The 24,162-nt window shown below is 58.8% G+C and carries 21 protein-coding genes; 8 read left to right on the top strand and 13 right to left on the bottom strand.

The window, feature by feature from the left end:
- Positions 1-2 precede the first annotated feature (2 nt).
- Genes ACIPY9_RS11825 through ACIPY9_RS11840 form a run of 4 tightly spaced genes read left to right on the top strand, consistent with a single transcriptional unit; the run spans position 3 to position 2,895 of the window.
- Entirely contained in the window at positions 3-815 is an 813-nt protein-coding gene (locus ACIPY9_RS11825; RefSeq protein WP_400700725.1) for a hypothetical protein, read from the top strand.
- Positions 816-867: 52 nt separating this feature from the next.
- Positions 868-1,596: a hypothetical protein gene (locus tag ACIPY9_RS11830; protein ID WP_400700727.1), complete on the top strand. Its 729-nt coding sequence runs from the start codon at positions 868-870 to the stop codon at positions 1,594-1,596.
- The gene (locus tag ACIPY9_RS11835; RefSeq protein ID WP_400700729.1) at positions 1,583-2,224 is read left to right on the top strand and encodes a hypothetical protein; all 642 of its coding nucleotides are present in this window, start codon (positions 1,583-1,585) and stop codon (positions 2,222-2,224) included. The genes ACIPY9_RS11830 and ACIPY9_RS11835 overlap by 14 nt, the downstream gene beginning before the upstream one ends.
- Before the next feature lie 35 nt (positions 2,225-2,259).
- On the top strand, positions 2,260-2,895 hold the full coding sequence (locus tag ACIPY9_RS11840; RefSeq protein WP_400700731.1) for a hypothetical protein: 636 nt from the start codon (positions 2,260-2,262) through the stop codon (positions 2,893-2,895).
- A gap of 9 nt (positions 2,896-2,904) precedes the next feature.
- Here the strand turns inward: ACIPY9_RS11840 and ACIPY9_RS11845 are convergent, their stop codons facing one another.
- The 13 genes from ACIPY9_RS11845 to ACIPY9_RS11905 all read right to left on the bottom strand — a co-directional run bounded on the left by ACIPY9_RS11845 (position 2,905) and on the right by ACIPY9_RS11905 (position 19,565).
- The gene (locus ACIPY9_RS11845) at positions 2,905-3,501 is read right to left on the bottom strand and encodes a MarC family protein (protein WP_025262147.1); all 597 of its coding nucleotides are present in this window, start codon (positions 3,499-3,501) and stop codon (positions 2,905-2,907) included.
- A gap of 73 nt (positions 3,502-3,574) precedes the next feature.
- Positions 3,575-6,361, bottom strand: coding sequence for a response regulator (locus tag ACIPY9_RS11850; protein WP_400700733.1), 2,787 nt, complete (start codon positions 6,359-6,361; stop codon positions 3,575-3,577).
- Positions 6,362-6,451: 90 nt separating this feature from the next.
- Positions 6,452-7,747 carry a phosphoribosylamine--glycine ligase gene (purD, locus tag ACIPY9_RS11855; protein WP_400700735.1) on the bottom strand — a complete coding sequence of 432 codons (1,296 nt, stop codon included), beginning with the start codon at positions 7,745-7,747 and terminating at the stop codon, positions 6,452-6,454.
- A 146-nt stretch (positions 7,748-7,893) separates the two neighbouring features.
- Positions 7,894-9,501 carry a bifunctional phosphoribosylaminoimidazolecarboxamide formyltransferase/IMP cyclohydrolase gene (purH, locus tag ACIPY9_RS11860; protein WP_400700737.1) on the bottom strand — a complete coding sequence of 536 codons (1,608 nt, stop codon included), beginning with the start codon at positions 9,499-9,501 and terminating at the stop codon, positions 7,894-7,896.
- 84 nt (positions 9,502-9,585) lie between these two features.
- A complete protein-coding gene (gene fis / locus ACIPY9_RS11865; RefSeq protein ID WP_002555375.1) occupies positions 9,586-9,906 on the bottom strand; it encodes a DNA-binding transcriptional regulator Fis in 321 nt (106 codons plus the stop codon).
- The gene (gene dusB, locus ACIPY9_RS11870) at positions 9,903-10,916 is read right to left on the bottom strand and encodes a tRNA dihydrouridine synthase DusB (protein ID WP_400700746.1); all 1,014 of its coding nucleotides are present in this window, start codon (positions 10,914-10,916) and stop codon (positions 9,903-9,905) included. Before dusB ends, fis begins: the two co-directional genes overlap by 4 nt.
- Before the next feature lie 287 nt (positions 10,917-11,203).
- Positions 11,204-12,532, bottom strand: coding sequence for a DUF3426 domain-containing protein (locus ACIPY9_RS11875; RefSeq protein WP_400700748.1), 1,329 nt, complete (start codon positions 12,530-12,532; stop codon positions 11,204-11,206).
- 24 nt (positions 12,533-12,556) lie between these two features.
- Positions 12,557-13,435: a 50S ribosomal protein L11 methyltransferase gene (gene prmA, locus ACIPY9_RS11880; RefSeq protein WP_400700750.1), complete on the bottom strand. Its 879-nt coding sequence runs from the start codon at positions 13,433-13,435 to the stop codon at positions 12,557-12,559.
- 124 nt (positions 13,436-13,559) lie between these two features.
- Complete coding sequence (accC, locus tag ACIPY9_RS11885; RefSeq protein WP_400700753.1) at positions 13,560-14,903, bottom strand: acetyl-CoA carboxylase biotin carboxylase subunit; 1,344 nt, start codon at positions 14,901-14,903, stop codon at positions 13,560-13,562.
- A gap of 17 nt (positions 14,904-14,920) precedes the next feature.
- Positions 14,921-15,379 carry an acetyl-CoA carboxylase biotin carboxyl carrier protein gene (accB, locus tag ACIPY9_RS11890; protein ID WP_400700756.1) on the bottom strand — a complete coding sequence of 153 codons (459 nt, stop codon included), beginning with the start codon at positions 15,377-15,379 and terminating at the stop codon, positions 14,921-14,923.
- An 81-nt stretch (positions 15,380-15,460) separates the two neighbouring features.
- On the bottom strand, positions 15,461-15,913 hold the full coding sequence (aroQ, locus tag ACIPY9_RS11895) for a type II 3-dehydroquinate dehydratase (protein WP_400700759.1): 453 nt from the start codon (positions 15,911-15,913) through the stop codon (positions 15,461-15,463).
- Between the two features lie 128 nt (positions 15,914-16,041).
- Positions 16,042-17,823: a protein-disulfide reductase DsbD gene (locus tag ACIPY9_RS11900; protein ID WP_400700762.1), complete on the bottom strand. Its 1,782-nt coding sequence runs from the start codon at positions 17,821-17,823 to the stop codon at positions 16,042-16,044.
- A gap of 86 nt (positions 17,824-17,909) precedes the next feature.
- Positions 17,910-19,565: a diguanylate cyclase gene (locus ACIPY9_RS11905; protein ID WP_400700765.1), complete on the bottom strand. Its 1,656-nt coding sequence runs from the start codon at positions 19,563-19,565 to the stop codon at positions 17,910-17,912.
- A gap of 380 nt (positions 19,566-19,945) precedes the next feature.
- Between ACIPY9_RS11905 and ACIPY9_RS11910 the strand changes: the two genes are divergently transcribed.
- The 4 genes from ACIPY9_RS11910 (at position 19,946) to speA (ending at position 24,118) form a co-directional block, all read left to right on the top strand.
- The gene (locus tag ACIPY9_RS11910; protein ID WP_400700768.1) at positions 19,946-21,025 is read left to right on the top strand and encodes a DUF2333 family protein; all 1,080 of its coding nucleotides are present in this window, start codon (positions 19,946-19,948) and stop codon (positions 21,023-21,025) included.
- Positions 21,025-21,570, top strand: a complete 546-nt coding sequence (locus ACIPY9_RS11915; RefSeq protein WP_400700771.1) for an NUDIX hydrolase — start codon at positions 21,025-21,027, stop codon at positions 21,568-21,570. The genes ACIPY9_RS11910 and ACIPY9_RS11915 overlap by 1 nt, the downstream gene beginning before the upstream one ends.
- Positions 21,571-21,745: 175 nt before the next feature.
- Positions 21,746-22,117 (top strand): translation initiation factor Sui1, encoded by a 372-nt coding sequence (locus ACIPY9_RS11920; protein WP_025262133.1) that lies wholly within the window; start codon positions 21,746-21,748, stop codon positions 22,115-22,117.
- 87 nt (positions 22,118-22,204) lie between these two features.
- On the top strand, positions 22,205-24,118 hold the full coding sequence (gene speA / locus ACIPY9_RS11925) for an arginine decarboxylase (protein ID WP_400700774.1): 1,914 nt from the start codon (positions 22,205-22,207) through the stop codon (positions 24,116-24,118).
- The last annotated feature ends 44 nt before the right edge of the window (positions 24,119-24,162 follow it).

A 24,162-nucleotide genomic window follows, 5' to 3' on the forward strand; every position in this document is an offset into this window, starting at 1 on the left:
ATATGAAACCAGAAACAGCAATGAATGAAATGGCACGCCTGGACTACATCGAGAAATGTGAACTTTCTGACTGTACGCATTCGCTGGCCGAACATACTGAGGCGATGAAGGCGCGCCTGATGTCCGTCGATAAGCCTGCGGTCCCTGCCGAACCGCAAGGTGCGGTCGTGGCTGGCAGCCTGATTGCCTTTACCGAAGGCGTGTCCCGCCAGAACAAGGACGATGTGATGGACTCCTTTCTGTTTGCCACGCTGGTTGCAAACAAGGCGTTCAACCCTGAGGCGCAGACTCAACTCTGGTACAGCAAGTACAACGAAGTGCTGTCCACGCTTGGCTGGCTTTCTACTCACTGGAATTACGCCCGCTACGAAACGACCCAGCAAACCTTCTCCATGGATCAGGTGGGGCTTGAGATCATTGGCTCGGCCATTGCTGCTGCGGCATTACCGGGACCGACTTCTGCTGCGATGCTCAAGGTTGCCGGTGATGCAATTGTTGCACTCAAGTCCAGGGAAAAACCGTTGAACCTGTTTGAAAGGCAGGTCAAGACGCACAAGGGAGGCAGTTTCCGTATTGGAGCCTGTAGTGAGTCTTCCGATGGCTTTGTGAATGTGGGATTGGGGGCGGTCAACTTCAACTCCCGCATCGATGTCACCAATGTTCTTTTCTGGGAATGGAACACTGTGGACGTCAGCACTTATCAGGGCAAGAACAGTCTGGTTCTCAATTCCAATATCTACAAGCGTCATCGTGGGCTTATTCAGGATCGCTTGGGCAATAACGCCAAGCGGGCTATTGAAGAGTTCGAGATCTGAGTGTTTGTGGAGGTGCTTGTCACCTCCACTTCTTGAATAAAAGGAAGTATTCATGAACGCCGAACTCAGTGAGGCCATTGTCAATGGCCGTTGTCTGATCTTCTTTGAAGATCGCCATGTCATTCAGAAACAGGATGTACTGGATTCACTGTTATATGCGCAACTGGCAGCATCCCGAAAGTATCCCCGCAAGAAGGTCGATTTCGACAAGTGGAGAGAAACCTGGCTCGCTGCCGCGTTGCGTTTTGGCTGGGTGTTAAACGCCAGTGAGCGTATCAGTCAGCGTCCTCCCGATGCATTGGGCTCCACGTTATGGAACTGGATCCGTTCAGTACGTACGGCGCTTGTTCCGGAAGCTTCGCTCGGCAAGGATGAAGAAGTTGCCCGTCGATCCTGTGAACGTTACCCCGAGCAAGACGCTATCAGCCTGCTGGCGGGGCAGACCCTTTGGATCGATCCAGAATCATCAAAGCCTGATGCCTCCAGCACCGGTACGGTAGAGACCGGAGTGACCTTGCAGCTTGGTTTCGTCGGGCCGACCGGTAACGACATGCTGCTGATCCAAATACATTTCACGTCCCGGCAGAGCCTGACGCCAGGGTTTCTGTTCGATGTTCTTGACCCGGCCCTGGTTGTTGGCAACGTCGACTTCGACTTTTACTCGATACGCCTTGTCGAACCTGTCTATTCGCAGTTTCGGGACGCTTTCGATGCAGCACTCAAGGACAAGCGAGCGGCATTCATCGAGCCGCTGAAGGGGGCTGACGATGCCTCCTATTGATCACTGTCTGCTGATGGGCCGTCATCTGGTGACGTTTGGTGAGGGAATCGAGAGCGATCTGAAAAACGACATTCTGGATTGCCTGTTGTATGCGCAATCGAGCGCAGATTCGCTGTTTTCGCGTTCTCGGGACGGGTGGCGCTGGCAGGAGGAGTATCAGCGCTCAATCCTGAGCACGGGCGGGCAGCCATTCGGACGAGGTGCGAGAGGTCGCCTCAAGATCCATGATCTGAGGGATTTAAGTCGTCGGGCTGCCTTTACGGAACTGGCCACCTCTGCGGAGCTGAAACAGCTCCTGACCACGTCATTCGATGCGCTCATGAGCAGCGAACCGGCCCGGAAGTATTTCGACTCCTGGTTTGCCTCATCCGGGCGCTCCGAGAGTTTTCAGGTCGTGCCGTGCGAGGCTCAGGAAAACGGCAGGGTCAATATTCTGGTGTGTGGCCTGCAAATGAGAACAAGCGCCTTGAGGCCAGCCCGATATTTCTGGCAAGTGCTCGGTGGTGAAATGGTGGTGGGCTATAGCGGCGCGACGTTTCGATTCAGGCGTGAGGCTTATGAACCTGCGCGCTCAAGGGTTCAGGAGGCTCTGTTTCAGAAGGCCGAGCGAGAAATCGTTCGGTTGTGAGGAGGGCGGGAGATTTATCGACAAGGAAAAGAACAATGAACTCAAGAAATATCAACGCTGCCTATCTGGGGAATATGGACAGCATGGTGGCATTTTCTCCCGGCATGACGACGCAGGAAAGAACGGACATACAGAATATCCTGCTGTATGCGCAGCTCTTTGCCAGCCAGCAATATGATTTTCTGGAACAGTGGTCCAGCTGGATGCATTACTACCGTAACCGCCTTGAAAAGCTCGGGTTGCGATCCGCAGGCAAGGTTACCCAGGACTCGTTGCTGCTGACGAGCATAGAGGATCTGGAGCAGGCTACATTCGGTGTCATGGGCGAGCCGGACTCCAGTCAGCTGGTCAGTCTGGTTCGACGCTCATTCGATGCACTGGGGGTTTATCAAAAGGCTGAGGCTTTCTTTCAGGGGGACTTCAATCAAAAGCGCCTGACAGGTTTTCAGATTGTCCCTTGCGAAAAGACGTGCTCCAACGAGATACGCCTGTTGCTCTGTAGCTTGCACCTCAATACCGACAGTCATTCATCGGGCGACGGCCGCCTGATCTTTTACTTCAAGGGAGGGAGCTATGTTTTCGCCCCGGCTGCCTATGAGGCTCACCGGGAAAGCGTCGTTCGTTATCTGAGTGGTAAAGCGCTGGCGACCATCCGAAGCGCAAGGATTTAGACTGAGTCGTCAGGGCACCAGATACCCTTTGACCCCGGTGAAAATGATCTGCGCCGCCAGGGCGCAAACGAACAGCCCCATCAGGCGGCTGACGATCTGCAAGCCCTGATCGCCCAGAATGCGCTCGATCCGGTCTGAGAGGTACAGCACGACGCCTACGCTGAAACTGGCCAGGGCAATGCTCAGGATGGCAGTCAGTTTGTCATCCCAATGAGGCTGGCTGACCCCCATGACCAACAGGGCTCCGATGGTGCCGGGGCCGACGGTGATCGGGATGGTCAACGGAACGATGGTGACATCCTGCTGGATGTTATCGGTCTGGACCGCCGACTTGCCTTGTGCCATGCCCAGCGCCGAAATGAACAGGACACTGCCTGCACCAATCCGGAATGCATCCACGGTGATGCCGAACACATCGAAGATCACCCGCCCGAACAGATAGAGCAACACGCTCGAAATCAGGGTTGCCAGCGCGACTTTCCAGGCCAGGCGTCGCTGTTCCTTGCGTGAATGGCCGCGAGTCAGGCTGATGAAGCAGGAAAGCACGAAGAACGGGCTATAGAGTACCAGCATCTTCAGGTAAACGCTGAACAGCACATGGAGCATGGTGATGACTCGCGGCGGCAAGTAGAAAGGCAGAAAAGTCTATCGGCAAGGGGGCAGACCTTGCCCTGGCTCATCAGTTCTGTTGATAGAGGCTGCTGTTCGACGTCAGGTCGCGGGTGTATTCCCGCTGTGCAACCCAGTGTTCGATCAGGTCCCTCAGTTGCGACAGCTCGATAGGCTTGGCCATGTGCCCATCCATGCCTGCCTGACGGGCGCGATCCTTGTGTTCGGTCAGGATATGCGCTGTCAGGGCCACGATAGGCGTCCGTACACGCTGGTTGCCGACTTCCCAGGCCCGTAATTGCTCGGTGGCCGAGAAACCGTCGAGTATCGGCATTTCACAGTCCATCAGAACCAGGTCATAGCGCTGGGCCTTCATGGCTCGCAAGGCTTCCTCACCGTTGCTGGCTGTATCGGGATGCAGGTTGAGCTTGCCAAGCATGCCCCGAATGACCTTGGTCGAAATACTGTTGTCTTCGGCTACCAGAATCCGGAAGTCGCTGGGCACACTGACCGGTGTATTCAGGGCCGGCAGTACAGGCAGAGGCGCTCCGCCCTTGTTCAACTGGGTCAGTTCGTCTGCCAGGGTGGTCTTGAGCGTATAACCGGCCACAGGCTTGGCCAGAATGCGTTTGATACCTGCATTGCGAGCAATGATCTTGCGCGGTGCGTTGCTGATGCCGGTGAGCATGATCAGCAGGATATCGTGGTTAAGACTCGGGTCTTCCTTGATCTTCGCCGCCAGTTGCATGCCGCTCATGCCGGGCATGTTCTGATCGAGCAGCACCACATCGAAGTAGTCGCGCAGATGGGCCTTCGTGCGTAGCAATGCCAGTGCTTCCTTGCCGGATGGCACGGCACTGACGTTCATGCCCCAGGCGCTGCATTGCTGCACCAGTACCTTGCGGCAGGTATCGTTGTCGTCGACGACCAGCACACGGGCATCCTTGAGCGGGCCGTCCAGATCGGTTGTCGGTTTCTCCAGCAGTTTTGCATCCAGAGGCAGGCTCAGCCACAGCGTCGTGCCCTGGTTATTGCCGTTCTGGATGCCGAACTCGCCATTCATCAAGGCCGTCAATCGACGTGCAATGACCAGCCCCAGGTTACCGCCGAGTTTGTTGCTGGCCAGGAAATGCTTGCTGTGCAGCTCGGTGTGCATCAGGGCATCGCGTTCTTCGGAAGACAGGGGGGTTCCGCTGTCCTGTACGGAGATGCGCAGGCGGTGCTTGCCGGACTTCGATTCGAGAGCGACTGCCAGCAGGATTTCTCCTTCTTCGGTTTTCTTCAGGGCATTTTCCAGAAGACTCATCAGGGTCTGGCGCAGGCGTGTGGGATCGCCGCTGATGACCCGTGGAACCTGTGTCTGGATCAGGCTGATCAACTCCACGTTCTGCTGTTCGGCCTTGGCGCGGAAGATATTGAGGCAGTCTTCGATCAGGGCACTGATGTCGAATTGCACGTCATCGAGTTCGATCTGCCCCGATTCGAGCTTGGTAATGTCGAGAATTTCGTTGATCAGTGTCAGCAGCTCGTTACCGGCACTGTGAATGGTCTGTACATAATCGCGCTGCTTGACCGAAAGAGGTGTGTCCAGCAGCAACTCAGTCATGCCCAGCACGCCATTCATGGGGGTGCGGATTTCGTGGCTGATCTTGGCCAGGAATTCGGCCTTGGCATTGACCTCGGCCGTGCTGGCGGCCTGGTCACGGCTGATGCTGAACTTGTCTTCGGTAATGCTGCGGAAGCGTTCGTTGAGAGCAACGCCCATCAACAGCCCGCAGATACAGAACACGCCCAGTAATGCGAGGATCAGCCATTGTGGAGGAATCAGGCTCAGCCATAGCAGGCCGGGCACGATCACCAGATAACCGAGATTGAAGATGATCATCGATATCACAAAGAAGCGTGCCGGCCGGTAGCCTTTCTGCCAGTGCCAGATCGAGACCGTCAGGATACTCAGCGTGGTCAGGGAGACCAGCAGGAACGTCATGACGTTCAAGGGCAGGGTCTCGAAGGCCAGCACCAGCAATGCGCCCGTCCCCATGAGGACGGCATCGATCTGCATCAGGCGATCGAGTGCCTTGACGCCAAGGTGTACGAAGAAGCAGTACGTATAGAACAGCCCGGCCACGGCGGCCAGCAACAGCGCCAGGTGGGCACCGGGTGTTTGTGCGATATGCCAGCTCTTGGCCAGATCAAGCAGATTGAGCAACAGGATTGCACTGAGTGCCAGCAAGGCTTCGCAGGCGGCCAGCCACAGGTTGCTGCGTGATTTCGTATGCCAGTAGCGCGTAATGTTCTGGGTGATCAGCATGATCATCGCGCCGAAAAGCAGGCCGAACAGAAAGGGTTCGCGCTCATCGGCCGCGCTGGCGATTGCAGGTTGCAGGGTGATGCTCGGACGCAGTTTCTGTGTCGAAACGATCCTCAGGTACAGGTCCAGTGGAACATCGCTTTGCGGAATGGGCATCAGGAAATCATTGGAGGGCAGTCGCTGATCCTGCTTGGGCACATCGTTGCCGGTGCGCAAGTGATCGACAAGCTTTTCGCCTTCGATGATGTACAGGTCCCCGCTGGCGAGGTCGGGCGCGAAGATGCGCAGCAGCTGCTCGTGCCGGGTTGGCGGCAGTCGGTAATGAAGCCATAGCGCGCTGTCGCGTTCGGCTGCCGTGACGCGCTCAAGCTCTATGGGACTGAACTGGTTCTGGTAGCGGGCTGAACGTATATCGTCCAGTTTCAGATTTGCCTGTTCGTCGAGCAGCGTCGACCAGCCAGCCCCATGCTCGGCGCTGGCCGAAAGCGTGAAGAGCAGGCACAGAAGCCCGACTGTTGAAGCTATGGCAATCCTGAGCCAGCGCACGGTGAAATCCCTTCGTGAGTGAATGCCTGAAACCACTGCGCAGTGCCAGAGCAACCGACCGGCCCTTGCATCAAGGGCCGGTCCGGGAACTTACTCCTGGCTCTCGCCACGCTCACGGGCAATGGCACGATAGCCAATGTCCTTGCGATAGAAACAACCTTCCCAATCAATTTTCGCGGCCAGGGCGTAGGCGTTTTCCTGTGCATTGCCGACGCTGTCACCCAGCGCGGTTGCACACAGTACGCGACCGCCACTGGTCACGACACGTTCATCTTTCAGGGCCGTGCCGGCGTGGAACACCTTGCCGGGCAGTTGTGCTGCCGCGTCCAGGCCTTCGATCGCCGCGCCCTTGGCGTAATCGCCCGGGTAGCCACCTGCCGCCAGAACGATACCCAGGCTTGGACGAGGGTCCCACTGTGCTTCGACCTTGTCCAGTGCCTGGGCCAGCGCCGCCTCTACCAACAGCACCAGGCTCGATTGCAGGCGCAGCATGACAGGCTGTGTTTCAGGGTCGCCAAAGCGGCAGTTGAACTCGATGACCTTCGGATTGCCAGCCTTGTCTATCATCAGACCAGCATAGAGGAAACCGGTATAAACGTTGCCTTCTTCTGCCATGCCACGAACGGTAGGCCAGATGACCTGGTCCATGACGCGCTGGTGAACTTCAGCTGTCACCACAGGGGCAGGGGAGTAGGCACCCATACCGCCGGTGTTCGGACCGCTGTCGCCGTCGCCGACACGTTTGTGGTCCTGGCTGGTGGCCATGGGCAGAACATTCTTGCCGTCGACCATGACGATGAAGCTGGCTTCTTCGCCATCGAGGAACTCTTCGATCACGACTCGCGAACCGGCTTCGCCAAACGCATTGCCTGCCAGCATGTCGCGAACGGCGTCTTCGGCTTCGGCCAGAGTCATGGCGACGATCACGCCTTTACCGGCGGCCAGGCCATCGGCCTTGATGACGATAGGCGCACCTTTTTCACGCAGGTAAGCCAGAGCAGGCTCGATCTCGGTGAAGTTCTGGTAGTCGGCGGTCGGAATCTTGTGGCGAGCCAGGAAATCCTTGGTGAACGCCTTGGAGCCTTCAAGTTGCGCAGCGCCAGCCGTGGGGCCGAAACAGTCCAGGCCACGGCTGCGGAACAGATCCACGACGCCAGCAACCAGCGGAACTTCCGGACCTACGATGGTCAGCGAGACATTCTTTTCAGCGAAGTCTGCCAGTTGCTCAAGGGCCAGCACGTCGATTGCAACGTTTTCGCACTTGGCTTCGATGGCGGTGCCAGCATTGCCCGGCGCAACGAAAACCTTCTCTACACGCGGGTCCTGAGCGACTTTCCACGCCAGAGCGTGTTCACGTCCACCGCTACCGATGATTAATATGTTCAAAGAAAGACTCCTTTGGAGAAGCTGCAAGCCACAAGCTGCAAGCAAGAGCAGACTGTGCGGCTCTCATTGCGGCTCATGGCCTTGAATTATTAAAGCTGTAACGGCAAGCAAGAACGACACGTATCGCTTTTGCTTGCCGCTGTCACTCAGTGCCTGAAGTGGCGCATACCGGTGAACACCATCGCAATCCCCGCCTCATCCGCTGCGGCAATCACTTCGCTGTCGCGCATCGAGCCGCCTGGCTGGATAACGGCAGTGATGCCGGCCTTGGCGGCATTGTCGATGCCGTCGCGGAACGGGAAGAAGGCGTCGGAGGCCATGACCGCACCCTGGACCTGCAGGCCGGCGTGCTCGGCTTTGATCGCGGCGATACGCGCGGAGTTCACGCGGCTCATCTGGCCTGCGCCGACACCGATGGTCTGGCGGTTCTTGGCGTAGACGATGGCGTTGGACTTGACGTACTTGGCGACTTTCCAGGCGAAGATCAGGTCGTGGACTTCGTGTTCGGTCGGTGCGCGCTGGGTAACGATCTTGAGGTCGGCCGAAGTGATCATGCCGATGTCGCGGCTCTGGACCAGCAGACCGCCGTTGACGCGCTTGTAGTCCCATGCCGCGCCGCGCTCTGCGGCCCATTGGCCGGTGGTCAGCAGGCGAACGTTGGTCTTGGTGGCCACGATGGCCGCCGCTTCAGCGCTGACGCTTGGCGCGATGATGACTTCGACGAACTGACGGTCGACGATGGCCTTGGCGGTGTCGGCGTCCAGCTCACGGTTGAAGGCAATGATGCCGCCGAAAGCGGATTCGCTGTCGGTGGCATAGGCCAGTTCGTAGGCCTGGCGAATGCCGCCTTCGGCGTCCGGGCTGACGGCGACGCCGCACGGGTTGGCGTGCTTGACGATGACGCAGGCCGGCTTGACGAAGCTCTTGACGCATTCCAGCGCGGCATCTGTGTCGGCCACGTTGTTGAACGACAGTTCCTTGCCTTGCAGCTGGGTGGCGGTTGCGATGCCGACTTCGGCAGGTTTGGCTTCAACGTAGAACGCCGCGCTCTGGTGCGGGTTCTCGCCGTAGCGCATTTCCTGAGCCTTGACGAACTGGGTGTTGAAGGTGCGCGGGAACTGGCTGCGGCCTTCGGTGCTGAGGGTTTCTGCGCTCTGATCGACGCTGCCCAGGTAGTTGGCGATCATGCCGTCGTAGGCGGCTGTGTGCTCGAATGCCTTGAGCATCAGGTCGAAGCGCTGTGCATAGGTCAGGCCGCCGGCCTTGAGGTTTTCCAGAACCTGCGCGTAGTCGCTGGCATTGACCACGATGGCGACGTCCTTGTGGTTCTTGGCGGCGGAGCGAACCATGGTCGGGCCGCCGATATCGATGTTTTCGATAGCGGTAGGCAGGTCACAGCCCGGCTTGGAAACCGTGGCCTCGAATGGATAGAGGTTGACCGCAACCAGATCGATCGGCTTGATGCCGTGTTCGCTCATGATTGCGTCGTCGATGCCGCGACGGCCCAGGATGCCACCGTGGATCTTGGGGTGCAGGGTCTTGACCCGGCCATCCATCATTTCTGCGAAACCGGTGTAATCGGCCACTTCCACTGCCGCCACGCCGTTGTCCTGAAGCAGTTTGAAGGTACCGCCAGTGGAAAGGATCTCGACGCCCAGCGCTTCAAGCTCGCGAGCGAATTCGAGGATTCCTGTCTTGTCGGAAACGCTGATCAAAGCGCGGCGGATCGGCAGGCGGGTAGTCTGGTCGGTCATTTCAATTTCCATCGAAAGCAAAGGAAGTCAGCAAAAAAAGGCGACCGCGGTGCAAGGTGGGTCGCCTTTTCTGTTTTGAATGCTTTAAAGCAGATCGTACTGTTTGAGTTTCTTGCGCAGCGTGCCGCGATTGAGTCCCAGCAGCTCGGAAGCCTTCGTCTGGTTGCCCTTGACGTAGTTCATCACGCTTTCGAGAAGCGGTGCCTCGACTTCCGACAGTACCAGGTTGTACACGTCGGTAACGGAGGCGCCTTCGAGGTGGGCGAAATAATTGTGCAGCGCCTTCTCGACGCTACCGCGCAGGGTCTGGCCCTCTTCGCTTGGCGTGTTGAGGTGCTGTTTCAAATTGACATTGTCGCTCACGGGTGTTGTTCCACTCACTAAAGTCTCGGTCATCATCGTCATGCGGCCACCTCTTCTTCATTCTCGTTATCCGGGCCCCTGTAGCCTTGGCTCAAGAACTCCCGGACGTTGGCGCACTGTGCTTCCGTATCTTCCAAACGATTGAAGTGGGCGCGAAACTCCCTGGCGCCCGGCAAGGTTGCGAGATACCAACCGACATGCTTGCGTGCAATACGCACGCCCATCACGTCTCCATAGAAGGCGTGCAGGGCTGCCAGGTGTTCAAGCAGAATGCGTTCCACTTCACTCAACTGCAGCGCCGGCAGTTTTTCGCCGGTCCGCAGGTAGTGATCTATCTCACGAAAAATCCATGGGCGCCCCTGGGCGGCCCGGCCAATCAGTAACCCGTCCGCTCCGGTGGCCTCGAGCACATACCGGGCCTTCTCGGGTGAATCGATATCGCCATTGGCAAATACCGGAATCGACATCGCCTGCTTGATTTCGGCAATGGTGTCGTACTCGGCTTCACCGGTGTACAGGTCTGCGCGGGTTCGCCCATGAACCGCCAGAGCCTGTATGCCAGCCTGTTCGGCGATCCTGGCGACCGTGAGGCCGTTTTTGTTCTCGCGATCCCAGCCGGTGCGAATCTTCAGGGTCACCGGTACATCGACTGCAGCTACAACGGCCTGCAGAATCTCACTCACCAGCTTTTCATCTTTCAGGAGCGCCGAGCCTGCGGCCTTGTTGCAGACCTTCTTGGCCGGGCAGCCCATGTTGATGTCGATGATCTGGGCACCCAGTTCGACATTGGCCCGCGCGGCCTGCGCGAGCATCTGCGGATCGCCACCGGCGATCTGGACCGAGCGTGGCTCGGGATCACCTTCGTGAATCATGCGCAGACGCGATTTGCGACTGTTCCACAGGCTCATGTCACTGGTGACCATCTCCGACACCACCAGGCCTGCACCGAGCTCACGGCACAACTGGCGGAAAGGCTGGTCGGTGACTCCCGCCATCGGGGCGAGGATCAAGCCGTTCTGTAACGTATATGGACCGATGCGTACCGCCGACATAGCTTTACCTATCGTGGGGCCGAATCATCCGCAGGCCGTGTAAAAACCGTTGTACACGGTCTGCAACAGCCCCGTCCCCGGTTGCTTTCGCTACCGTCAGACCGAACCGAGAGTTTGAAAAAGGGTTGGCATGATACCCGCTCTCGATGACTGGATAAAGGCTGAATTGGATAAAATCTGAACAGTTATTTTCTTATCGCCAACGGTTTGCTTCTTTAGCGAACGGCTATGAAAACGTCATCATTTATGTCACCTGCCCCGGCAGATGGGGGGCGAGGGGCAAGCATTCATTCAGGAGAGCGGAAGTTCAGGCTGTAGTTCACGGCCTTGGCGCCTGGATCGAGGATATCCAGCGCAATGTGAATCGGTGTCTGTGGCGGCATTTCTTCCTTGCCGGCCATTTCGCCGCTCAGGTATTCCCCCGGCTTGAACCGACGACTGGCAATGAGCTGACCGCTGGTATCGGCAAACCGCAGTTCCAGAAGCGGGAACGGCTGAGAGAAGGATGCGCGGTTATAAATGATGGCGTCAACAACCAGAGCACCCTGGAAGTCGGGATGGCTGCGCACAACCAGATTGCTGCTCTTGAGCTGGTTGATGTCCACTTTCGACGGCACCTTGCAGCCAAGCTGCGGGCAGAACTGCTGGAACCATGGACGGTACTGGTCCTGTCGGGCCAGGTGGTCGAAGTGATACCAGATGTACTGGCCTGCAAGCCCTGCGAGTGCCGCGAGAATCAGAACCCCCCAGGCCAGGCGACGTCCCCAGCGTGGTTTCGGGCGTTGCCAGTCCAGTTGCAGCGGGTCGTCGGTCAGGTCCAGCAAGGCCTGGTCCCGTACGGCCGGTTCGTTTCGAGTGCGTTTTCCGCGTGAGTCGACCGGCGGCTCGTGGTCGTCGCTGTCCTCGTCGTCTTCGTCATCCCGTGCCGACCAGCGCTCGGTGTTTTCACTTGTGGAGGGCTTGCGGGAATGCGGGGCTGGCAGTTCGTCGTCGAGATCGACGCTGTCCAGAGACAATGACGGCTCGGTCCGTTCGCGGCCGGAATGCTGTTCGGGTTCAGCGTCCAGGTCTGGCTCCGGGGCGCTTTCTTTGGCGGTGACAACCTCTGCCTGGATCTCGGGCAGGTGGCTGACGTCGTCATTGCGCAGACTGCCGACCCATGCGCCCTGTTCGGACTCCGGGTTGTCGCGTCTTGCTGTCAGTGAGGCGTCGCCGTGCCGGGCATTCGTTTTGCCGAAGGTGTCGGGCAACTGGATTTCCCGCTGCTCAAGCCGGGCGAGTTCTTCGTCCAGGTCCAGGTTGTCCAGGTCGAACTCGCTGACTTTCCAGGGATCATCGTCTTCCGGGATGTTTTCCTGTGGCTCGGGAGTCAGTTCGACAACGGGCGCAGGTGGCGCTTGTTCGATGATCTCCGCAGCCGCAGTGATTTCCTGTACCTGTGCCGGAGTGACTTCCGCTTCACCGGTCGAGCGCTGTTCCAGCAGTTGTCTGGCGGCGTTGAAGACCTGCAGGCAGGCGCCGCAGCGCACCACGCCGCGCGCCACGCTCAGTTGGGCGTGGCTGACTCTGAAACTGGTTTGGCAGTGGGGGCACTGGGTGACGAAGCTGTCGGTCATGCTGCGGTCCGGTTCTGGCGACTGTTAACGGCGGCGACCCGTGATGCGTACCCAGCCATCAAGGTTGGCGATAGGGTCCAGGTCGAAAGTAGCAGCATAGGCGGCGGCGACTTCCTCGCCCTGTTCTGCAAGAATGCCGGACAGTGCCAGGCGACCGCCGGTCTTGACCAGTGTGGCCAGTTGAGGCGCCAGAGATACCAGCGGCCCGGCCAGGATATTGGCTACCAGCACGTCAGCCTGCTGCTGAGGCATGTCTTCAGGCAGGTACAGCGGGAAACGCTCGGCGGCAATGTTATTGCGACCGGCATTGTCGCGGGAGGCTTCGAGGGCCTGCACGTCGATATCGGTACCGACAGCCTGCTCGGCTCCCAGCAGCAGGGCTGCGATGGCCAGGATGCCCGAACCGCAACCGAAATCCAGCACGTTACAGCCTTTGAGGTCCTGACCGTCTAGCCATTCCAGGCACAGGGCGGTGGTCGGGTGTGTGCCGGTGCCGAAGGCCAGGCCCGGATCGAGCAGCAGGTTCACGGCCTCCGGTTCGGGAGCAGCGTGCCAGCTCGGGACGATCCACAGGCGCTGTCCGAAGCGCATGGGCTGGAAGTTATCCATCCAGCTGCGTTCCCAGTCCTGGTCTTCAATGACTTCAGCGGTGTGTTCGGGCAGTTCGGCGTCGGTCAGCAGGCGCAGGTGCGCCAGGGCCATATCGGCGTCGGTGTCGGCCTCGAACAGGGCCAGCAGATGGGTGTGGGCCCACAGTGGCGTGGTATTGAGTTCGGGCTCGAAAATCGGCTGATCTTCGGCGTCCATGAAGGTCACGGATACGGCGCCGACTTCAAGAAGCGCGTCTTCGTAGGTTTCGGCTTGTTCCGGGCTGATGGCGAGACGGACTTGCAGCCAAGGCATGGCAGATTACCTTCGAGTCAAAAATGGGGGCGGTCATGCCGCGAGAAGCGGGCAAGTTTACTGCTATGCGATACAAACAACAAAGCCGCATCGCTGCGGCTTTGTTGATCTGAAACACTCTGGCTTATTGATTGGCCAGTTTGTGCTCCAGGTAGTGGATGTTGACTGCGCCTTTGCCGAAGCCTTCGTCGCGGGTCAGGTCGCGGTGCAGCGGGATATTGGTCTTGATCCCGTCGACCACGATTTCATCCAGGGCATTGCGCATGCGCGCCATTGCCTCGTCGCGGGTCGCACCCCAGGTGATCAGCTTGCCGATCAGCGAGTCGTAGTTGGCCGGCACTTTGTAGCCGCTGTACAGGTGCGAGTCGACGCGAACGCCGTTGCCGCCTGGTGCGTGGAAGTGCTTGACCAGGCCCGGGCTCGGGATGAAGGTTTTCGGATCTTCAGCGTTGATCCGGCACTCCAGCGAGTGGCCCTTGATGACGACGTCTTTCTGGCTGAACGACAGCTTGTTGCCAGCGGCGATGCTGAGCATCTCCTTGACGATGTCGATCCCGGTGACCATTTCCGAAACCGGGTGCTCTACCTGGACACGAGTGTTCATCTCGATGAAGTAGAAACGGCCGTTTTCGTACAGGAACTCGAAAGTACCCGCACCACGGTAGCCGATGTCGACACAGGCCTTCACGCAGCTTTCCAGTACGTCCTTGCGGGCGGCTTCGTCGATGAACGGGGCCGGCGCTTCTTCCAGGACTTTCTGGTGACGACGTTGCAGCGAGCAGTCGCGGTCGTACAGGTGGATCGCATTGCCCTGGCCGTCGGAAATCACCTGGACTTCCACGTGGCGTGGGTTGGTCAGGTATTTTTCCAGGTAGACCATCGGGTTGCTGAACCAGGCGGCCGCTTCGGCACGGGTCTGGGCAGCCGCTTCGATCAGGTCTTCCTCGCGGTTGACCACGCGCATGCCGCGACCACCACCGCCGCCGGCGGCCTTGATGATCACCGGGTAGCCGACTTCACGGCCGATGCGCAGGGCGGTCTCTTCGTCCTCAGGCAGCGGGCCGTCGGAACCGGGAACGGTGGGTACACCGGCGCGTTTCATGGCGTCCTTGGCAGAAACCTTGTCGCCCATCAGGCGAATGGTGTCGGCTTTGGGGCCAATGAAGGCGAAGCCCGATTTTTCTACCTGTTCAGCGAAATCTGCGTTTTCCGCAAGAAAACCATAGCCTGGGTGAATGGCGGTGGCGCCAGTCAGCTCGGCAGCCGAGATGATTGCCGGAATGTTCAGGTAGGACAGGTTGGCGGGTGCCGGGCCGATGCAGACGGTTTCGTCTGCCAGACCCAGGTGCATCAGCTCGCGGTCGGCCGTGGAATGTACAGCGACGGTCTTGATGCCCAGTTCCTTACAGGCGCGCAAGATGCGCAAGGCAATTTCGCCGCGGTTGGCGATCAGAACTTTTTCCAACATCGCAGGCTCTCCCCGGTTCAAACGATAGTGAACAGCGGCTGGTCAAACTCAACCGGCTGACCGTTTTCTACCAGGATGGATTCGATGACACCGCTGACTTCGGCCTGGATGTGGTTCATCATTTTCATCGCTTCGACGATGCAGATGGTGTCGCCTTTCTTGACGGTCTGGCCGACTTCGACGAATGCAGGCGAAGTAGGAGCCGGGGTGCGGTAGAAAGTACCGACCATTGGCGACTTGACCACGTGGCCGTTCAGCTTCGGAGCCGATGGCGCTTCTGCAGCTGCAGCAGCAACCGGTGCGGCCGGAGCAGCAGCGACAGGAGCGGCGGCCGGAGCCGGTGCGTAATAAGGTTGTGCCGGAGTCTTGCTGTGGCGGCTGATCCGTACGGATTCTTCGCCTTCACGGATCTCCAGCTCGTCGATACCGGATTCTTCCAGCAGTTCGATCAGTTTCTTGACTTTGCGAATATCCATTAATCATCAACTCCCAAGGGGTCTGTAAGGGCATTTCGGCAGCCGGTTCAAGCCGAGTGGTCCAGCTTCAGGCTGTTCCGTTCAAGGCTTGGAGCTAACGGCCAATTGTTCCAGGGCGGCCTCCAGGGCCAGTCGGTAACCGCTGGCGCCAAGGCCGCAGATCACTCCTACAGCGACATCTGAAAAGTAGGAGTGATGGCGGAAGGGTTCGCGTTTGTGCACGTTCGATAGATGCACTTCGATGAATGGGATGCTCACTCCCAGCAGCGCGTCACGTATTGCCACGCTTGTATGCGTAAAAGCAGCCGGATTGATCAGAATGAAGTCCACACCTTCGCCACGGGCGGCATGGATGCGATCGATCAATTCATACTCGGCATTGCTTTGCAGGTACATCAGATGGTGACCGGCCTCGCGAGCCTGCCGTTCCAGATCCTGGTTGATCTGGGCCAGAGTGACGGAGCCATATACGCCCGGCTCCCGGGTGCCGAGCAGATTCAGATTGGGGCCGTGCAGGACCAGGAAAGTCGCCATCGTTTATTCCTTGTTGTGTTTGCGAGCGTTTACGCCCGGCGACTATGCCGCAAGGGGAATGTACTGTCCAGTTAACTACAGTAGCCGACACAATGAGCGATGATTGCGTAAAGTTTATGACTCAACAGCTAGTTTTGGTCATTTGCTCTATTTATTCGTTCGATGAAGGCCTCGGTGTCGATTTCCCCGATGACCCGGACATTTTCCAGCTCTTCGCCGTTTTTACCGAAAAATAGCAACGCAGGAGGGCCGAACAGCTTGTAGCGGTCAAGCAAGGCGCGTTGCTCGGCATTGCTGTCTGTCATGTCGAAGCGAATCAGTGTGTAGCCTGCCAGTTTTTCGATGACGCCCGGATCGGGCAGGACTTCATGCTCGATCACCTTGCAACTGATGCACCAGTCGGCGTACCAGTCGAGCAGCAAGGGTTTGCCTGCATTTTTTGCTTCGTTCAAGGCCTGTTCCAGCTCGGCGGCGCGGGTGACGGTCTGCCACCGGGACGTTGTCGAAAGCGCCGGGCTGTTGCTCTGGGTAGCCTGCGGATTGCCCAGCGGGCGAGTCGGATCGGTTTGTCCGCTCAATGCGCCATACCAGCATGCCAGAGCGTAGACCAACAACAGCAGGCCGAGTAATTGAGCGAGCTTTTGTCGTGCTGTTTTTTCCGTGAACTCCAGTGCGCCGAGGAATACGGCGACGCCGGCACACAGAATACCGATCAGCAATAGCGTGATCGTACCCGGCAGAACGCGGCTGAGCAGACCGATGGCCAGACCCAGCAGCAACACACCAATGGCGTTCTTGACGGTCACCATCCAGGGGCCGCTTTTGGGCAGCCAGGTTGCGCCTCCGGTGGCGACCAGTACCAGCGGAGCGCCCATGCCCAGCCCCAGAGCGAAGAGTTTCAGGCCGCCGCCCAATGCGTCTCCGCTGGCACTTATATAGAGCAATGCGCCAGCCAGTGGGGCCGAGACGCAGGGCGATACCAGCAGGCTGGAAACCACGCCCAGTACGGCTGCGCCCCAGAGCGATCCACCTTCAGTCTTGCCTGCGATGCGGTCCAGGCGGTTGCTGATGGCCTGGGGCAGGCGCAACTCGAAGACACCGAACATCGCCACGGCAAACAGCACGAAGAACAGGGAGAACGGCACCAGCACCCAGGCCGATTGCAGGCGTGCCTGCAGGTTAAGGCCGGCCCCGAACATCCCCATCAGGGCGCCCAGCAAGGCAAAGCAGACGGCCATCGGCAGTACGTAGGCCAGCGACAGGCTCAGGCCTCGAAGCCCGCCGATCTGACCCCGCAGGACCACGCCCGAGAGAATCGGCAGCATGGGCAGTACGCAAGGGGTGAATGTCAGGCCAAGACCGGCCAGGAAAAACAGCGCCAGGTCTTTCCAGTTCCAGGCTGGAGTGCCGGTTGTCGATGTCGGGCTGGAGGCATTGGCAGCCACGTCGCCGATAGTCAACCGTTCGGTTTCCGGGGGGTAGCACAAGCCTTTGTCGGCGCAGCCCTGATAGGTGACGTTCAGGACAAAAGGGCGTTCCTCGCCGGGTTTACGAGGCAGTTCGATATCAAGAATGCCGTGATAAACCTCGACATCGCCAAAGTATTCATCGTGTTTTTTCTCGCCCGGCGGCAATTGCGCGGTGCCCAAGCCTATGTCGGCGGGTTCGGTACGGAACTGAAAGCGATGGCGGTACAGGTAATAACCGTCGGTGGCGACGAAGCGCAGCTTGATGGATTGCGGAGTCGTTTCGATCAGGCTCAATTGAAACGCCTGGCGTACAGGCAGGAATTCCTTGCTGTTATCCAGCGTTGCTCCGCCCAGTGTCGGTGCGGGGCGACTGTCCAGCAGGCTGGTCCCGAAAGCGGGCAGGGCCAGGATCAACAGCATCAGGCATAGCAAACGGCGCATGGCAGGCTCGATTCTCGAAAGTCAGCGCATGATAGCGGAGTGTTTCGCGGTATGCAGGGATGAGGTTTGTAAGGATGAATGTCGCGTCAGGCCTGAGGCTCTGGCAACACCACATGATAGGGCTCCTCGACGACGGCCGAGTGTACCTGGTTGCGGCCGGCATGCTTGGCACGGTACAGCGCGTTGTCGGCTTGAGAGGCCAGGCTCAGGCTGTCGTCATGCGGTCCCAGGGCGACCACACCGGCACTGAACGTGCAGAACAGGTCTGTGGGTTGGGCCGGATAGTGTATTTCCGCAAAGCGGTAGCGAATCTCTTCGAGCACCTGGTGTGCGCTCTGGATATCGGTGTCCGGCATCACAATGGCGAACTCTTCGCCGCCGTACCGGCCAATGAAGTCGGTTTTACGCAGGCGTTGCTTGAGGAACAGCGCCAGGCTCTTGATGACCCGGTCGCCCATGGGGTGGCCATGGCTGTCGTTGACCTTCTTGAAATGGTCGATATCGAGCATGGCAAAGCACAGGGGCTTGTTTTCCCGTCGTGAGCGAAAGCTGCAATCTTCCAGCAGTTGCAGGATGTGCGTGTGGTTGTACAGGCCGGTCAGGCTGTCGCGAACCATGCGAGCTTTCAGGCTTCGCGCCCTGGCCGCCCGGTTGCGCACCGTGGTGATCAGATGGCGTGGCTTGATGGGCTTGGTCAGGAAGTCGTCGCCGCCCTCGCTCATGGCATCGAGTTGCTTGTCCTGATCGTCTTCGGCAGACAGATAAATGATCGGGACGCTGACGTAGCGATCATTGTGGCGAATGACCTTGGCCAGCTCGGTGCCTGTGCAGCCGGGCATGTACATGTCGAGGATGATCAGGTCCGGCTGGAATTCCGCCAGTTCCGACATGGTCTGGATCGGGTCCAGCAAGGTGCGGGTAACGATCCCGGCCGCATTGAGCACGCGCTCGGTGTGCGTGGCCTGGGCCCGTGAGTCATCGATGATGAGGACTTTGTAGGGCTCGTATTGAGCCACACAGGTCAGGATTTCAATCTTTTCCAGCAGGCTTGAGGCTTCCAGTGTGCCGGTCAGGAACTCCTCGCCGCCGGCGCGCACGGCCGCCAGCCTTGTCGGCGTATCGGTTTCGTGATGGCTGAAGAACAGCAGAGGCAGTTTCTGTTCCAGTCCTTCCTGCACCTGGGTGGCGAGTTTCAGGCCTTCGCCCGGCCCGCTGAAGTCGACATCCATGATGATGACGGAAGGATGTCGTTCGAGCATGGCTGCCTGGAACTGGGCAACGTTGTCCAGCGACAGGGCGGACAGGCCGAAGAATTCCAGTTGTTTGGCCAGCCGTTCGGCTCGCTCGCGATCCTGCAGGACCACATACACGGGTTTGCGCAGAGGGGGCAGGGAAGTCTGTTCGAGTTTGTCGCCATGGCGCAGGCCTGTCAGGGAAAGACGCTGCATCAGGCGATTGAGTTCGGTGATCAGGGTGCTGTTGAGTCGTCCGCGATTGGCTTCGACCGTTTCCAGTGCCTGATTGATGTCCTGTGCCAGAAGCGCGTGATCAGCCTGCTCGAAACGTTCGGCGAAACGCAGGAGGCGCAGTGTCGAGTCCTTCAGCTCGGCCATGTCGTTGACTGACCATTCGGCTTTCTGAAGGCGCTGCCATGTCTCAAGAATCTGACGAGCTTGATGGGTGACCCTTTGGGCAAAGTGGTGCTTGAGGCGATCGCGGCTAGGGTCTTGTGACTCGGTCATATCCTGACTACTGTGGGGTTGCTGAGTAGTACCACTGCTGGCGCTATGCTAGCACCTCCGCAGAAACAGAAGAGTGCCGTAAGTCACTTATTCGTCAATAAAAGGGCGTCTGATTTCCGTCTAGACTCTTTTTACGATGAAAGGTGGTGCAATGAACGGTATTTCTCCGCAGTTCACCTCTTTATCCAGCCAGACGAGCTGCGGATAATCTCAGATTGCCGCCAAGGCTATCGGTTCAATAGGCGTGCTTTTCCATTTTATTTTCAGGGGTATAAAGGCCGGTATCACAACAAAACCCTTCCCGATGCATGTCCGCAAAAGGCACCTTGCTGTAAGGTTGCGGTCGAAGCACTGAACCCGTGATCGAAAGGACCCTTACCATGCTGGATTGGAAGAACCGCGCAGGCAGCGCGGGTGAGCGTACCGCCGAGACTGCGTCGACCAAGAGGCGTGGTTATCTGGGCAACCTTTTCTACAGTCGTGCCCTGGGCTCCCTGATCCTGATCTATCTGCTGGTCACCCTGGCTGTGGGCTGGTACTGGAGCAAGGAGCCTGCGCTGTTCCCCGTTCAGCAGAATGCGCAAGCCGCTGCCGAGCGCGAAGGCAGGCAGATGGTCATCGGGTATACCACCGTCGAGACCCTGAAAAGCGTCACCCAGACATTGCTCACCAAACGCGGTGGCTACCTGTCCAATGACCGTTTTCCGCCAGGCCTGTGGCTGGACAACATTCCAAGCTGGGAATATGGCGTGCTGGTTCAGGTGCGTGACCTGAGCCGTGCGCTGCGCAAGGACTTTGCCCGTTCGCAGTCGCAATCGGCCGAGGATGCCGATCTGGCCCGTGCCGAGCCGCTGTTCAACTTCGACAACCGTAGCTGGGTGTTGCCGTCGAGCGAGTCGCAATACACGGATGGCATCAACGCCTTGAGCCGTTATCAGGCGCGCTTGTCCGATCCGAATCAGAAAGGCGCGCTGTTCTATGCGCGTGCCGACAACCTGAACAACTGGCTGGGCGATGTCGGTACCCGTCTCGGGTCCCTGTCGCAACGTCTGTCGGCCAGCGTAGGCCGGGTCAAACTCAACAGCACTCTGAAAACCGAAGCCATTGCCTCGGTCAAGCCGGGTGAGGTGCCGCAGGTCGACGAAGAAATCGTGGAAACCCCGTGGTTGCAGATCGACAACGTCTTCTATGAGGCGCGCGGTCAGGCCTGGGCGCTGTCGCATCTGTTGCGTGCCATTGAGGTGGATTTCGCGGATGTGCTGGCCAAGAAGAATGCCACTGTCAGTGTGCGTCAGATCATTCGTGAACTGGAGGCTTCCCAGGAGCCGCTCTGGAGCCCGATGGTCCTCAACGGCGGCGCATTTGGCATGCTCGCCAACCACTCGCTGGTCATGGCCAACTACATTTCGCGGGCCAATGCGGCGGTGATCGATCTTCGCCAGTTGTTGTCCCAGGGCTGATGGCGTTCTCTTCCCTTGAGGCCGCGCATCGCGCCGCCTCGGACGCCGAGCAGATCGCCTGGGTCGATGAGCAGGATCAATTATTGGGGGCGCTTGGTCGGGCCGAGTTGCGCGAGCGCGGTCTGATCGGGCGAGGCACCTATATATTGCTGTTCAATTCGGCAGGTGAACTCTGCGTACACCAGCGAACCCTGAGCAAGGCCATTTACCCCGGTTTCTGGGATGTGGCCGCGGGCGGCATGGTGCAGGCGGGCGAAAGCTATGCCGAGTCAGCGGCTCGCGAGCTTGCAGAAGAACTGGGTGTGGAAGGTGTCCCGTTACAGGAGCATGAACAGTTTTTCTTCGATCAGCCGGGTAACCGGATCTGGTGTGCGGTGTTTTCTGCCGTCTGGGACGGGCCTTTGCGCCTGCAGCCGGAAGAGGTTCAGCAGGCGCATTTCATTCCTGTCGCACAAGTGCTGAATGAAACCCTTGAAAAACCCTATTGCCCGGACTCTCTGGCTGCATTGAAACGCTACCTGGAACAGGTCGCAATTGTTCAGTAAATTGGCGCATTCAGGCTCTTAGCAAGCATGCTTTTTGTCGTTACACTGCGCGACCTTTTCAAGCTGGAACGGCCCTGCCGCTCCAGTAGCGCTGCCCCTGCCAGAGTGGGGCTTCGCGGTCGATGGCTCAGCGTTGGGCCCGGCCCATTTTCAGTCCTCAACAAGAGGATTTCCCTTGGCTAAAAAAGCCGCATCCTTCGCCGCCCTGGGTGGCCTGGTATTTTCAACCGACGCGGGGCGTCATTGCCCTGAATGTCGTCAGCCTGTCGATGCCTGCACCTGCAAGCAAAACGTTATCCCCGAGGGAGACGGTATTGCGCGCGTGCGACGCGAGAGCAAGGGGCGTGGTGGCAAGACCGTGACGACCATCACCGGCGTGCCGCTGGCCGAGGACGGGCTCAAGGAACTGGCCAAGGCGCTCAAGCAGCGTTGCGGCACAGGCGGAGCCCTCAAGGACGGTGTGATCGAGATTCAGGGCGATCATGTGGAGCTGTTGCTGGCCGAGCTGGTCAAGAAAGGCTTCAAGGCCAAGAAATCCGGCGGCTGAACAGCGCGTCAAACCGTCATTTCCACTCTCTACACTGCGCCGGGTCGGTTGTCGGCCAGCGCTACATGATTTTTATAGGGGACTTCGATGTCCGTACGACGCACACGTAAAGACGATGGCAGCCAATGGACCGTTGCGGACAGCCGCAGTGTTTACGGAATCCGCCATTGGGGCGCCGGTTATTTCGCGATCAATGAAGCCGGCCGTGTCGAGGTTCGTCCCAATGGGCCTGGCAGTTCGCCCATCGATCTCTATGAACAGGTCGACAACCTGCGCAAGAGCGGTTTGTCCCTGCCATTGCTGGTGCGCTTCCCCGATATTCTGCAGGACCGTGTCCGCCAGTTGACCGGTGCCTTTGACAGCAACATCGCACGCCTGGAATACCAGAGCCGTTACACGGCGCTTTACCCGATCAAGGTCAACCAGCAGGAAGCGGTGGTGGAAAACATCATTGCGACCCAGAACGTTTCCATCGGTCTTGAAGCGGGTTCCAAACCCGAACTGATGGCGGTGCTGGCGCTGGCGCCCAAGGGCGGGACCATTGTCTGTAACGGTTACAAGGACCGCGAATTCATCCGTCTGGCCCTGATGGGGCAGAAGCTGGGTCACAACGTATTCATCGTGATCGAGAAGGAATCCGAGGTCGAGCTGGTGATCGAGGAGGCTGCCGAACTCAAGGTCGCGCCACAAGTGGGGCTGCGCGTGCGCCTGTCCTCCCTGGCATCGAGCAAATGGGCCGATACCGGTGGCGAAAAGTCCAAGTTCGGCCTGTCTGCTGCACAGCTGCTGTCGGTGGTCGAGCGCTTCCGCAAGGCGGGCCTGGATCAGGGCATTCGCCTGCTGCACTTCCACATGGGCTCGCAGATTGCCAACCTGGCCGACTACCAGCACGGTTTCAAGGAAGCGATTCGTTACTATGGCGAATTGCGCAACCTGGGCCTGCCGGTCGATCACATCGACGTGGGCGGTGGCCTGGGTGTCGACTACGACGGCACGCACTCACGCAACGCCAGCTCGATCAACTACGACATGGACGATTACGCCGGTGTCGTGGTCGGGATGCTCAAGGAGTTCTGCGATGCGCAGGGCTTGCCGCACCCGCACATCTTCTCTGAAAGCGGCCGCTCGCTGACCGCCCACCATGCCATGCTGGTGGTGCAGGTGACCGACGTCGAAAGGCACAACGATGAAGTGCCGGTGATCGAGGACAAGGACAGCCTGCCGGAAACCGTGCAATGGCTGATCGACCTGCTCGGCCCGACCGACATCGAGATGGTGACCGAGACTTACTGGCGCGCCACGCACTACATGAGCGATATCGCGACCCAGTATGCCGACGGCAAGATCAGTCTGGCGCAGAAAGCCTTGGGCGAGCAGTGCTATTTTGCGGTCTGCCGCCGCCTGCACAACTCCTTGAAAGCCCGCCAGCGCTCCCATCGTCAGGTGCTGGACGAACTCAACGACAAGCTGGCCGACAAGTACATCTGCAACTTCTCGGTATTCCAGAGCCTGCCGGATACCTGGGCCATCGGGCAGGTCTTGCCGATCATCCCGCTGCATCGCCTGGACGAGGAGCCGGTGCGCCGCGCGGTGCTTCAGGACCTGACCTGCGACTCCGACGGCAAGATCAACCAGTACGTGGATGAGCAAAGCATCGAAACCAGCATGCCGGTGCATGCCCTGAACGAAGGTGAGGATTACCTGCTGGGGATTTTCCTGGTGGGCGCCTATCAGGAAATCCTGGGCGACATGCACAACCTGTTCGGCGACACCGACTCGGTGAACATCTACCAGAACCCGGATGGCAGCGTTTACCACGCCGGTATCGAAACCCATGACACCATCGAGGACATGTTGCGTTACGTGCACCTGTCGCCGGAAGAACTGATGACCCATTACCGGGACAAGGTCGCCAGCGCCAGGATCAGCCCGCGTGAGCGCACGCAGTATCTCGATGCGCTGCGCCTGGGGCTGACACGGTCTTCTTACCTGTCGTCTTGATCCTTCTGTCGCGAATGAATCCGCTCAGTAGCGAATTCATTCGC

The sequence above is a fragment of the Pseudomonas sp. NPDC089734 genome (assembly GCF_044748865.1).
Classification (GTDB): Bacteria; Pseudomonadota; Gammaproteobacteria; order Pseudomonadales; family Pseudomonadaceae; genus Aquipseudomonas.